The organism is Sphingomonas sp. PP-CC-3A-396, from assembly GCF_004343105.1.
GTDB lineage: Bacteria > Pseudomonadota > Alphaproteobacteria > Sphingomonadales > Sphingomonadaceae > Sphingomonas.
In genome coordinates this window covers 438,534-451,338 of sequence record NZ_SLYF01000001.1, presented here as the reverse complement: position 1 = coordinate 451,338, position 12,805 = coordinate 438,534, and the positions used below count along the sequence as shown (strand labels likewise).

10 protein-coding genes are annotated in these 12,805 nt (G+C 64.0%); 3 read left to right on the top strand and 7 right to left on the bottom strand.

Annotated elements, in window-relative coordinates; translation table 11 throughout:
* Nucleotide 1: 1 nt before the first annotated feature.
* Genes C8J40_RS02035 through C8J40_RS02025 form a run of 3 tightly spaced genes read right to left on the bottom strand, consistent with a single transcriptional unit; the run spans nucleotide 2 to nucleotide 1,833 of the window.
* Complete coding sequence (locus tag C8J40_RS02035) at nucleotides 2–490, bottom strand: type II toxin-antitoxin system antitoxin SocA domain-containing protein (protein ID WP_165911339.1); 489 nt, start codon at nucleotides 488–490, stop codon at nucleotides 2–4.
* A 26-nt stretch (nucleotides 491–516) separates the two neighbouring features.
* Nucleotides 517–1,569, bottom strand: coding sequence for a ribonucleotide-diphosphate reductase subunit beta (locus C8J40_RS02030; RefSeq protein ID WP_132895561.1), 1,053 nt, complete (start codon nucleotides 1,567–1,569; stop codon nucleotides 517–519).
* A gap of 60 nt (nucleotides 1,570–1,629) precedes the next feature.
* Nucleotides 1,630–1,833 (bottom strand): hypothetical protein, encoded by a 204-nt coding sequence (locus tag C8J40_RS02025; RefSeq protein WP_132736349.1) that lies wholly within the window; start codon nucleotides 1,831–1,833, stop codon nucleotides 1,630–1,632.
* 56 nt (nucleotides 1,834–1,889) lie between these two features.
* Between C8J40_RS02025 and C8J40_RS02020 the strand changes: the two genes are divergently transcribed.
* On the top strand, nucleotides 1,890–2,150 hold the full coding sequence (locus tag C8J40_RS02020; protein WP_056055125.1) for a DUF2171 domain-containing protein: 261 nt from the start codon (nucleotides 1,890–1,892) through the stop codon (nucleotides 2,148–2,150).
* Between the two features lie 139 nt (nucleotides 2,151–2,289).
* On the opposite strand, the gene C8J40_RS02015 is transcribed toward C8J40_RS02020, so the two are convergent.
* From C8J40_RS02015 to C8J40_RS02000, 4 genes are all read right to left on the bottom strand, one after another.
* Nucleotides 2,290–4,209: a ribonucleoside-diphosphate reductase subunit alpha gene (locus tag C8J40_RS02015; RefSeq protein ID WP_132895560.1), complete on the bottom strand. Its 1,920-nt coding sequence runs from the start codon at nucleotides 4,207–4,209 to the stop codon at nucleotides 2,290–2,292.
* Between the two features lie 676 nt (nucleotides 4,210–4,885).
* Complete coding sequence (locus C8J40_RS02010; protein WP_207901122.1) at nucleotides 4,886–6,991, bottom strand: ATP-binding protein; 2,106 nt, start codon at nucleotides 6,989–6,991, stop codon at nucleotides 4,886–4,888.
* A 105-nt stretch (nucleotides 6,992–7,096) separates the two neighbouring features.
* Nucleotides 7,097–7,822 carry a haloacid dehalogenase type II gene (locus tag C8J40_RS02005; RefSeq protein ID WP_132895559.1) on the bottom strand — a complete coding sequence of 242 codons (726 nt, stop codon included), beginning with the start codon at nucleotides 7,820–7,822 and terminating at the stop codon, nucleotides 7,097–7,099.
* Between the two features lie 209 nt (nucleotides 7,823–8,031).
* Entirely contained in the window at nucleotides 8,032–10,746 is a 2,715-nt protein-coding gene (locus C8J40_RS02000; protein WP_243693163.1) for an EAL domain-containing protein, read from the bottom strand.
* A 200-nt stretch (nucleotides 10,747–10,946) separates the two neighbouring features.
* Between C8J40_RS02000 and C8J40_RS01995 the strand changes: the two genes are divergently transcribed.
* Nucleotides 10,947–12,086, top strand: a complete 1,140-nt coding sequence (locus C8J40_RS01995; RefSeq protein WP_132895558.1) for a Gfo/Idh/MocA family oxidoreductase — start codon at nucleotides 10,947–10,949, stop codon at nucleotides 12,084–12,086.
* A 4-nt stretch (nucleotides 12,087–12,090) separates the two neighbouring features.
* Nucleotides 12,091–12,678, top strand: coding sequence for a transcriptional regulator (locus C8J40_RS01990; protein WP_132895557.1), 588 nt, complete (start codon nucleotides 12,091–12,093; stop codon nucleotides 12,676–12,678).
* Nucleotides 12,679–12,805: the final 127 nt, after the last annotated feature.

Here is a 12,805-nt window from a genome sequence, read left to right as displayed (position 1 = left end):
ATCAGTGCCTCGCCCCTCTAGGATTTTCGATTAAAATAAGCTCATTAGTAATCTCTACGCCCGGATTAACTCTGCCATTTTGAAATCTAGCCCGATGCCAAGCCCCATCTTCCATGTGGGATAGGTCGACAAGCTTTCCGGCAGGAATTCGTAAAAGACTGTTGCATTGTTGATTTAGAAACAGCTCAGTTTCGAAATCAAATTCATAATTGACTCGGTCATAGTTTCCCGAAAATGCGTCAAGCTTGTTTGCTCGGTCAGTTATTTCGCTTCGTCCGAACCTTTTAAATTGGTGGTAAACCTCTCTAAAAACCGGGCCATAGTCCCATGCCTCAATCTTTGCGCTTACTAGAGGTTCGCCAAATTGATGCAGGAACGCAGAGTGAAGAAAATAGATAATCTTGTTAAGGCCGAGGTTAGAAATGCCGATCGATTGTCGATCGGCATTATCCAGTACGAAATTGGCGATGCCTCGGACATCTCTAGTCACTATATTCGCCTAATCACGGTCATTACTTACTCAGCCGCGACCGAATCGCTGAACATGTCCCGAACCTCGCTCAGGTCCACATTCGCAATCGGGCCCTTCTTCGCGGTCTGGCGCTTGTCGAACGAGTCCCAGACGTCGTTCCACTGGCCCTTGGTCGCGGCCTTCGAATACTCCGTGGCGCGCTGTTCGAAGAAGTTGGCGTGCTCGACGCCGTTGAGCATCGGGGCGAGCCAGGGCAGCGGGTGCTCGTCGATCATGTAGATCGGCTTCAGGCCGAGCTGAGTCATGCGCCAGTCGGCGATGAAGCGGATGTACTTCTTGATCTCCTTGGGGGTCATGCCGTTGACTGGGCCCATCTCGAAGGCGAGGTCGATGAAATTGTCCTCGAGGCGGATCGTCGTCTGGCAGACGTCGGCGATGTCGTCCTTGACCGCCTTGGTCAGGCACTGGCGCTCCTGACAGAAGGTGTGGAACATCTTGATGATGCCCTCGCAGTGGAGGCTTTCGTCGCGGATCGACCAGGTGACGATCTGGCCCATGCCCTTCATCTTGTTGAAGCGCGGGAAGTTCATCAGCATCGCGAACGACGCGAACAGCTGGACGCCCTCGGTGAAGCCGCCGAACATGGCCAGCGTGCGCGCGATATCCTCGTCGTTGTCGACGGTGAACTTCTGCATGTAGTCATGCTTTTCCTTCATCTCGGCATATTCGAGGAAGGCGCCGTACTCGCTCTCGGGCATGCCGATGGTGTCGAGCAGATGGCTGTAGGCGGCGATGTGGACCGTCTCCATGTTGCTGAACGAGGTCAGCATCATCTTGATCTCGGTCGGCTTGAACACGCGGCCGTATTTCTCGTGGTAGCAATCCTGCACCTCGACGTCGGCCTGCGTAAAGAAGCGGAAGATCTGCGTGAGCAGGTTGCGCTCGTGATCGCTGAGCTTCTGCGCCCAATCGCGGCAATCCTCGCCCAGGGGCACTTCCTCGGGGAGCCAGTGGAGCTGCTGCTGGCGCTTCCAGAACTCGAACGCCCAGGGGTATTCGAACGGCTTGTACTGCTTGGAGGCGTGAAGGAGGGACATGGTAGGCCTTTCGGGAGATGGGTTTTATATCGGGAAACTGGTGAGATAAGGAAGGGGGCGTCATGTCTCGGTGCTCCACTGCCACATCGCGGCGGCGGACATCGCGAGGACGATCGCGCCCGAGGTGAGCATGATGCCGATCATGCGGAACGCGTAGGTCTGTTGCTCGGTAATGCTCGGGCTACGCAGACGGAGCAGCATCGCGGTGCCGACGATTCCGAGCACGCCCGCGACCACGAACATGATAGCTGAACCATATGTCATGCGGCGAACTCGCATGACGTGCGTTGAGATGCCGAACCCACCACAGGAGAACGACCATGGTCGATGCAACCAAGATCCAGGAACATGCCGAAGTCATCGGCGCGGACGGCGTCCATGTCGGCACCGTCGACAAGGTCGAAGGCAACCGCATCAAGCTGACCAAGAAGGACTCGGGCGCGCAGGTCGTCGAGGGCACGGGCAGCCATGAAGGGCATCATCACTTCATCTCGCTCGGGCTGGTTGCGGATATCGAGGACGGCAAGGTCCGGCTTTCCGCCAACGCCGACGTGGCGGTGACGTTCGAAGAAGAGGCCTGACGCGAACGCGGTGCGTATCGAGCGCGCCGCATAGCCAGCCCGAACCCCGGTCCGCTTCGCGCGGGCCGGGGTTTTTTGCGTCAGGCGCCCCCCGGTCCGTGTGTCACGGGCCGGGGTCACGCTTGCACGCCGAAAGGCCTTACTGGCAGGCAAGGCACTCATCGTAATCCTTCGACTCGACGTCGATCTGGCGCAGGTCGATGGTGTTGTCCGCCTCGACGCCGCCGGCGAAGCCCGCGCGCTGGACCGACTTCGAACGCAGGTAATAGAGCGACTTGATGCCGAGCTCCCATGCGCGGAAGTGGAGCATCAGCAGGTCCCACTTCTCGACGTCCGCCGGGATGAACAGGTTCAGCGATTGCGCCTGGTCGATGTACGGCGTGCGATCGGCGGCGAGTTCGAGCAGCCAGCGCTGGTCGATCTCGAACGACGTCTTGTAGCAGTCCTTTTCCTCGACCGAGAGGAAGTCGAGATGCTGGACCGAACCGCCCTGTTCGAGGATCGAGTTCCAGACCGCGTCCGAATTCTTCGACTTCTCGCTCAGCATCTTTTCGAGATACGGATTCTTGATCGAGAAGCTGCCCGACAGCGTCTTGTGCGTGTAGATGTTCGCCGGGATCGGTTCGATGCACGCCGACGTGCCGCCGCAGATGATCGAGATCGACGCGGTCGGTGCGATCGCCATCTTGCAGCTGAAGCGCTCCATCGCGCCGACGTCGGCGGCATCGGGGCAGGGGCCGCGCTCGATCGCGAGCTGCATCGAGGCTTCGTTGGCCTGGCTGCTGATGTGCTTGAACATGCGCAGGTTCCACGACTTCGCCATCGCGCCCTCGAACGGGATGCCGCGTGCCTGGAGGAAGCTGTGGAAGCCCATCACGCCGAGACCGACCGAGCGCTCGCGGCCCGCGGAGTAGGCGGCGCGTTCCATGCCGGGTTCGTGGCGGTCGATGTAATCCTGCAGCACGTTGTCGAGGAAGCGCATCACGTCCTCGATCAGGCCCTTCTCGTCCTTCCACTGATCCCATGTCTCGAGGTTCAGCGACGACAGGCAGCACACGGCCGTCCGCTCGTTGCCGAGGTGATCCTTGCCGGTCGGCAGCGTGATCTCCGAACAAAGGTTCGAGGTCGAGACCTTGAGGCCGAGCTCGCGGTGATGCTTCGGCATCGCCTTGTTCACGTGATCGGCGAAGACGATGTACGGCTCGCCGGTCTGGAGACGGGTCTCGACGAGTTTCTGGAACAGCGAGCGCGCGTCGACGGTAGCGCGGATCGCCTGGTCCTTGGGCGAACGGAGATGCCACTCCTCACCATTGCGGACGGCTTCCATGAAGTCGTCGGTGATCAACACGCCGTGGTGGAGGTTGAGTGCCTTGCGGTTGAAATCGCCCGAGGGTTTGCGGATTTCGAGGAATTCCTCGATCTCGGGGTGCGAGACGTCGAGGTACACGGCGGCCGAACCGCGGCGCAGCGAGCCCTGGCTGATCGCGAGCGTCAGCGAATCCATAACGCGGACGAACGGGATGATGCCGCTGGTCTTGCCGTTGAGGCCGACCGGCTCGCCGATGCCGCGGACATTGCCCCAATAGGTGCCGATGCCGCCGCCGCGCGAGGCGAGCCAGACATTCTCGTTCCAGGTGTCGACGATTCCGCCGAGGCTGTCGGGGACCGAGTTGAGGTAGCACGAGATCGGCAGGCCGCGGCCGGTGCCGCCGTTCGAGAGAACGGGGGTGGCAGGCATAAACCAGAGCTTCGAGATCGCGTCGTAGAGGCGCTGTGCGTGGCTGGCATCGTCGGCGTAGGCCGAGGCGACGCGGACGAACAGGTCCTGGTAGCTCTCGCCCGGGAGCAGGTAGCGGTCCTTCAGCGTGTCCTTGCCGAATTCGGTCAGGAGCGCATCGCGGCTGTGATCGACCTCGACCGGGTAGATCTGCGCGCGCACGGAGTGGCTGTCCTGCGCCTGGCGCGGCGCCTTGGGGGCCTCGGCGGCGGGCGTTGCAGTGGTCTGTTCGATCGTGTCTGTGGTCATGTCGCTATCCCGGCTGCTGTCTCTGAAATCCATCGAAACCGCTCCTAGTGTTCTGTATTCGTTCGAATCGGTCGCCTGTCGCCATGCTACCATCGGACGGGCTCAAACGGGAGAACAAAAAGTGACCATCGCGGCGGTGGAAGGCGCGCTTACGGTCATATCGCATAGGACTATGCAAGGGTTGTTCTACCAGTGATTGGGTCCGCCCCCGAACGCAACCCCAAGAGATTGTGCCAAACCGCGAAGAGACGCAAGGGGGTGCGCAGGGTGCAGGGGGCTCGGTTCGTCGCGTTCGGGCGCGGGTTGGGCGAGCGGGATATTCGCGACGCGTGGAGTTCTGCGGGGTTCGCGATGTGCAAGGGAACGGGGCGGGAACGAAAAATTATTTCAGGGGTCAAAGTGGCAAATGTTGCTTTGGTTGTAACGCAGGGCGGGGGGGGCGTTGAGTGACTTCCGCCGTTTCTAATTCCCCCGCGGAGGCGGGGGCCCAGGAGCCGCGAGCGTCGTCCTGCGTGATTCCTGGACCCCCGCCTTCGCGGGGGAACGGGAATTGTTCGGGATCCCGCCCACACCACCACCACACCACCCCGGCGGAGGCCGGGGTCCAATTGGGGGACGTCGCCAACGGAGCGCTGCGCGTCGTTACTGCGACCTTTCCATTTGGGCCCCGGCCTTCGCCGGGGTGGTGGCATTGGATGGGGGTTCTGGCTCAGCCCTCGATGATCGTCCGGATCTGCGTGGCCAAGGCCTCCATCGCGAACGGCTTGGTGATCATCGACATCCCCGGCTCCAGGAAGCCCGCCGCGAGCGCGGCGTTTTCCGCATACCCCGTCATGAACAGCACGCGCAGCCCCGGGCGCATCGCCCGGCCGGCGTCGGCGACCTGGCGGCCGTTCAACCCCGGTAGGCCGATATCGGTGACGAGCAGGTCGATCCGGTCCATCGTCCGCAACCGTTCGAGACCGGTCGGGCCGTCATGCGCCTCGACCGCCTGATAGCCGAGCTCGCCGAGCACCTCGACGATCAGCGATCGGACGACCGTATCGTCCTCGACTACCAGCACGACCTCACCCGCGTCGGTGGCGTGATCCTGCGTCAGGCTGGGGAGCGCCTCGTCCTGCTCCGCGTCGCCGTAATGGCGGGGAAGATACAGCTTGATCGTCGTGCCCTGGCCGACCTCGCTGTAGATCCTCGCATAGCCTTCCGACTGGCGCGCGAAGCCGTAGATCATCGACAGGCCGAGCCCAGTGCCCTGGCCGATCGGCTTGGTGGTGAAGAACGGCTCGAACGCCTTAGCAATAGTGTCCGCAGACATGCCAGTGCCGGTGTCCGAGACGCAGATGCAGACATAGCTACCTGGGCGGACGTCGCGCTGACTGGCGATAAAATGGTCATCGAGCAGCGCGTTGCCCGTTTCGATCGTCAGCTTGCCACCATGCGGCATCGCATCGCGCGCGTTGATGACCAGGTTGAGCAGTGAATTCTCGAGCTGGTTGGGATCGCACAGCGTCGTCCAGAGGCCGGCGGCGAGCACCATCTTGAGCTCAACCTGCTCGCCGATGGTCCGGCGGAGCAGGTCCTCCAGCGAGGCGATCAGCGGATTGACCTTGACCGGGCGCGGATCGAGCGGCTGGCGGCGCGAGAAGGCGAGCAGGCGATGCGTGAGCGAGGCTGCGCGGTTGGCGGCGGCGGTGGCGCCGGTGATGAAACGGTCCAGTTCGCTCACACGGCCTTGCGCGACGCGGCGCTGGACGATCTCCAGGCTGCCGGTGATGCCCTGCAACAAATTGTTGAAGTCGTGCGCGATACCGCCGGTGAGTTGGCCGACCGCCTCCATCTTCTGTGCCTGGCGGAGGGCTTCCTGCGCCTCGACCAGTTCCTGCGTGCGATCGCGGACGCGCTGTTCGAGGTCGGCATTGAGCGATTGCAGATCGCGTTCGAGCATCTTGCGATCGGTGACGTCCGCCCCCTCGACGAAGATGCCGACGACCGCGCCGTTAGCGTCGCGGATCGGCTGATAGACGAAATCTACATAGCGATCGTCGATCGGACCGCCGGGTTCGGCCTGGACCGCATACAGCATGCCCGACGCGGTGAAGGGTTCGCCCGTCGTAAACACACCGTCGAGCAGGCCCAGAAACCCCTGTTCAACCGCGTCGGGGAGCGCCTCGGCGACGGTACGACCGAGCACAGGGCGGTGGCCGATCAGCTTGTCGTAGCCGGGGTTGGTCAGCTCGAACCGGTGCTCGGGCCCGCGCAGCATCGCCATGAAGGTCGGCGCCTGCGCGAACATCTGGCTCATTCGCTCGCGCTCGTCGCGTAGTGCGCGTTCGGTCTGGACTCGCTCGGTGCTTTCGTAGGTTGAGCAGAACATGCCGGCGACCGCACCGCTTTCGTCGCGCACCGGCGAATAGGAGAAGGTGAACCAGGTCTGCTCGTCATAGCCCTTGCGATTGGTGACCAGCGGCAGGTTTTCGAAGAAAGACGCCTTGCCGCCGAGAGCGCGGTCGACGAGCGGGCCGATGTCCGACCAGAGTTCCGACCATATGACATCGAGCCGACCGCCGAGCGCGGCGGGGTGCTTGTCGTATAGGATCCGCGCGTAATGATCGTTGTAGAGGAAGCCGAGTTCGGGTCCCCAGGCGACGCACATCGCGAATTCCGAGGCAAGCATCAGCGAGACGATCGACCGCAGCGATTGCGGCCATTGCTCGATCGGCCCCAGCGGCGACTCCGACCAGTCATGCGCGCGGATCATCGCGGCCATCTCGCCGCCGCCGGTCAGGAAATCGGCCTCGGCCGTCTGTAGGGTCATCTCAAATCCCTGCCGGGTCGCACGCCGGGCCGAATTTTACTCCGGGGTGCGTTCGATACGGCGACGCGTCGCACGTTTCCACCGATTCACAGGCAGGTCGGCGGGTCATCGGCACAGCTCGTCGGCCAAACGCGTCAGGCTATCGACGCGATAGTCCCAATCCTGCACGGCACCCGCATCGGGTGCGGGGCGGCCGCCATATTCCTGAGGGCGGTCGACATAGGCGGTCTGCAACCCGGCAGCGCGCGCCGCGGCCAGGTCACTATGGTGGGCGGCAACAAGGCAGAGTTCGGATGGGGCGATCGCCAACATGCGCGCCGTGGCCAGGTAGGATTCGGGAAGCGGCTTGTAGATGCGACTGACTTCGGCACCGAGGATCGCATCCCAGGGAAGACCGGCGCGGCGGGCCATTTCCAGCATGAGCGCGATGTTGCCGTTGCTTAGCGTGACGATCGGGACATGGGTCTTGAGTCGGGTCAAGCCTTCGACGGAATCGGGCCATGGATCGAGCCGGTGCCACGCATGCGTGAGGTCGACGAGCGCGGCTTCGTCGAGCGTGGCGGGATCGATGGCGTGATGACGGAGCAGATCATCCAGTGCCTCGCGGTGGAGCGTGTCGAGGATCACGAACGGACGGCGACCGCTGCGCACTTCCTCCAGCGCCGGCTGATAGCGTTTGCGCCAGCCATCGGCGAAGCGGTGCGGGTCGATATCGCCGCGGTTCAAGCGCGCGAGGAAGGGTGCTGCCTCGCGGGCGATGCCCGAACGCCAATCGACGACGGTGCCGAAAACGTCGAAGGCCAGGGCTTTGATGGACGCGCGATGTACCATGAAGGAGAGACGGTGGGGGCGGGGGTTGGTTCCCCGGAATGGGCGAGTTCGAGGCCTTTGCGCATGCTGGCGGTGAGCGCGTCGTCGACGCTTTGGCCCCCATCCCGGTGAAGGTCGGGACCCGATTTGGGCACGGGGGGTGGCGAACGCCGTCCTCTGTCACGACGACCTTTCCAGTTGGGCCCCCGCCTTCGCGCGCTTGCCCTACTTCACCCTGCGCGCCGAATGCGCGAGGCCTGTCCCTGGTTCAGCCGTTCCAGGTTGAACGCCTCGTGGAATTCGATCCCGGCCTTGCCGTCGCGCGCCCAGCGGACGCGGGCGGGGGTGAGTTGGTCCTCGATCAGTTCGATCTGCATCTCGACACCGTCGGGATTGCCGTCGATCCTTACCCCGTCGAGCATCGCGCCCGACGTCGATATGTCGCGGATGCGGACGTCGCCGCGTACCCCGCCGATCAGAATGCGCGCTGAGCGCAGCATCTTGGTTCGTGGCGCGCGGCTGACCTTGAAGCCGCTTGCGGTCGCTGTACCATTCTCGCCGCCGAGTTGCAGCAACGCCTCTTCGGCACGGACCGGACGGCCATAGACATAGCCCTGGATGTGGCTGCACCCGAGATCGCGCAACAGGTCGATCTCGTCCTGCACCTCGACCCCCTCCGCCGTGGTTTCCATGCCGAGCGTGTCGGCGAGCGTGACGATCGCCTTGATGATCGCGGCGTTGCGGTTGCCGGGTTCGGCGGCGCCCTTCACGAACGACTGATCGATCTTGATCTTGTCGAACGGGGCGTTGCGTAGATAGCCCAGCGACGAATAGCCGGTGCCGAAATCGTCGAGCGCGAGCCGGACGCCGACGCCTTTCAGCGCCTTGAACATCTGTTCGGACGAACGCGTCTCATCGAGGAACACGCCCTCGGTGATCTCGAGCTCGAGCCGGCCCGGCGCGATCCCCGACTGGGCGAGTGCGCTGGTCACGAGTGCGGGGAGGACCGGGTTGGCGAACTGGATCGGCGAGACGTTGACCGCGACGCGAATGCTGTCGGGCCAGCGCGCCGCCTCCAAACACGCGGTACGCAGGACCCATTCGCCGATCGCCTCGATCAGCCCGCATTCCTCCGCCACGGGGATGAAGTCGGCGGGCGAGACGAGCCCACGGGTCGGGTGGTTCCAGCGGATCAGCGCTTCATAGCCAACGATCCGCACCGATTTGGTGCTGACGACGGGTTGGTAGCACAGATGGAACGCGCCTTCCCCGAGGGCGACCCGCAGATCGTCCTCGAGCAGTTTGCGCGTCCGTGCGCCTGCGAGCATCTCGTCCGAAAAGAACCTGTGGACGCCGCGCCCGTCGCCCTTGGCGGCGTAGAGCGCAAGATCGGCGTTGCGAACCAGCGTTTCGGAGTCATCGCCATCGTTGGGCGCAATCGCGATGCCGATCGAGCAGCCGATCGTAACCGCGGTACCGCTGATGAAATAAGGCTGCGACAACGACGCGATCAGGTCGCGCGCAAGCACCGCGAGCGTATCGCGGTTGTCGATCCCCGGCAGCACGACCTTGAACTCGTCGCCGCCAAGTCGCCCGACCAGCCCAGCGTGGCCGACCCCGCGTTGCAGCCGTTGCGCGACCTGCTGGAGCAACGTGTCGCCCGCCTGGTGGCCAAGCGTGTCGTTGACCGCCTTGAACCGATCGAGATCCATCAGGAACAGCGACGTCGCGCGGTAGGGGCCGGTATTCTGCGCAAGCGTCTTGTCGAGCGAGACGCGCATCCGCTGGCGGTTGGCGAGCCCGGTCAGCCCGTCGAACAACGCCAGCCGCGTGATCTCCGCCTCCGACTTGCGCTTTTCGGTGAGATCGCTGCCCGAGCCGATGAAACCCTGGAATCGACCGAGATCGTCGACCATCGGCCGACCCGAGATCGACCACCATCGCTCGCAATCCTGCGCCGCGGCGCACACCGAATAGTCGGCGAACGAGGTTCTCGACGAGATGTGGAAGGCGAGCGTGCGTTCGGTGCCCGGCGCGTCGCTGTCCATCCGGAACAGATCGGTGAGCATCTGGCCGACCGCGTCGCCCGACGGGACCAGGTCGCGCGCGACCTTGGCGGACAGATAGGTCACGCGGCCCTGACGATCCGCCTCCCAGAACCAGCCGGCGCCATGGCCCTCGAACTCGGCGATCATCTTGACCGCGACGCGGCCTTCGTTGGAGGCGGTCGCACGCTCGAGTTCGAGCGCGTGATCGATCCGCGCGAGGCTGACCGTCGCGGCGATCAGGCACCCGAAGAACAGGAGCGCGATCGCGACGGCAATGGTGAAGCCGGCGAGGATCGCGAGCGCGAACACGAGGCCGGTGCCGACGCCGAGGATCGCTGCGCGAATCGGGTGAAGGCTGACCGCGGTGATGCCGATCGTCCCGGCGACCGCGATCGCGCTGCCAAACTGGATCGCGCCGTCCGGCGTCGATGTGACCGACCACATCAACGACGTGAGCGCGGCCCCCATGATCGCCGCACATATGGTGACGATCCAGTTGCGTCGGTGTGGCGCCAGTGCCTCCGTATGGGGCGCGCGGACCGTCACGAACACGAGCAGCGACGCCAGTGTCAGAATGCCGCCATGCACGATGATCGCGCCAACCGATGCGTGGTCGGCGGCATCGCCGACGGCGGCGAGGCAGATCAGCAGACCGCAGGTGACGATCTGGATCGCCAGGGCAAACGGCCAGACCGCGGCGACCTGCGCGAGCTTCAGCACGAACAGGTCGGTCACCTGATCGCTGATATCCGCGGCCAGCCCGAACAGCCCGCGCATTGCGAGATGGGGTGGCCGGTCTTGCGCACGGCGATCGGCGGAGGGAAGCGGGGCGTACATCGCGGTCTTCGTCACCTTGGCGGGGCAAAATGCCAGATATGGCGCGCGAAGCCCGAACACTCGCGTGACGCGGTACTCTACCCGAAGTGGTTTCTTTCGCGTAAATCGCCAAAGCGTTTTTCGCACGGAAACAAGGCGTTCGGTATGCCGCGGCGGGACCCGCTCGGCAGGGATCCAATGTCGTCCGTCAAAAAATCTGGGGATAGCTATGCCTGCTGTCGCGTTGAGCGCGTGACCCCTTATCCACCGAGGCATTCCCCATGAGCGCAGTTTCCACGATCACGTCCGCCCTCGGGCTGGGCAAGAAGAAGGTCCGTTATGCGATCGTCGGGCTCGGCGACATCTCGCAGGCATCGATGATGCCCGGCGTCGCGCATACCGGCAATTCGGAGATCACCGCGCTGGTCACCGACGATCCGGTCAAGGCACGCGCGCTCGGCAAGACATACGGCGTCGAGGCGACGTATCGCTATGACCAGTTCGACGAATTGCTCGCGTCGGGGCTAATCGATGCGGTCTATCTCGGGACGCCGAACTGGCGCCATGCCGAGTTCGCGATCCCCGCGCTGAAGGCGGGCATCCACGTGCTGTCCGAAAAGCCGCTGGAGATTTCGGTCGAGAAGGCCGAGGCAATCCGCGATGCCGAGCGTGCGTCGCCGGCGAAGCTAATGACCGCGTACCGGTTGCATTTCGAGCCGTCGACGCTTGATGCGATCCGGCGGATCCGTTCGGGTGAACTGGGCGAGCTGATCGCGTTCACCTCGTGCTTCACGCAGAAGGTCGATCCGGCCAATCACCGCGTGAAGAATGGCGTGTTGGCCGGGCCGCTGTTCGACATGGCGCCATATCCGATCAACGCGACGCGCTATCTGTTCGGGGCGGAGCCAACCGAGGTCGTATCGGCCGTCGCCACGCGGCATCCCGAACTGGGGCTGGGCGATCTCGACGATACGTTCGCGGTGACGTTGCGGTTTCCCGGTGATCGGCTGGCGCAGTTCACCGTCTCCTATGCGGCGAACAACGTCGACAGCCTGACGATTTCGGGCACCGAGGGCAGCATCCATATGGACCCGGCGTACGGCTTCGGCGACGCCATGGAGCAGCGCGTGACGATCTTCGAGAAGAAGAGCCACGAGAGCTTCAAGCCGACCGATCAGTTCGGCGGCGAGATGCGCTATTTCTCCGACTGCATCCTTGAAGACCGCGATCCAGAGCCCGATGCCGAGGAGGGGCTTGCCGATCTGCGCGTCATCGAGGGCGTACTGGAGGCGCTGAAGACGCGTGGGCCGGTGACGTTGCCGCCGTTCGTGCGGTCGCGTCGGATCTCGGCGGATCAGGAGCAGACGCTGTCGCCGATCAAGGAGCCCAAGCTCGTCCACGCCGCCAGCCCGACCGGCTGAGGCGATGCTCGCCTTCCTCGATTTCGAAGCGTCGTCGCTGGGGAAGAAGAGCTACCCGATCGAGGTGGCGTGGGTGTTCGAGGATGGCACGTCGGAGAGCCATTTGATCACGCCCGCGCCGGAGTGGACTGACTGGGACCCGGCGGCGCGGGCGATCCACGGGATCGAGCGGCGGGTTTTGGAGGAGGAGGGCGAGGACCACCGGGCGGTTGCGACGCGGATGGTGGAGGTGCTGGCCGGCCACGATCTACTCGCGAGCGCGCCGTCCTGGGATGGGAAATGGCTGAGCACGCTGTTGCGGGCTGGTGGCCAGCCGCGTCGCGTGCTGCGGTTGCGCGTTAGCGATGAGGCGCAACTGGAGGCGGCGCGGGCGTGCCTCGCGGATGTCGAGCCGGCGGCGGCGCGCGAGGCTCTCGCGCGGGAGGTGGTCGGCGAGGTGTCGCAGCGGCGGAACGGGCGGGTGCCGGATCACCGGGCGCTGGCCGATGCGAAGGCGGAATTGGCGCAGTGGCTGGAGGTGCGGGTCGAGGCGCAGAAGCGGGCGAGGGGGTATGGGTTGCCGGCTGACAATACCGAGCGAGAACCCGGCTGAGGCACCACTCCGGCTGAGACACCACCCCAGCGAAAGCTGGGGTATCCCGCTTGTGTCGCGACACCCGCCTGAGAGGGAGATCCCAGCTTTCGCTGGGATGACGGATTGTGGATGCGCAGCGGATGTC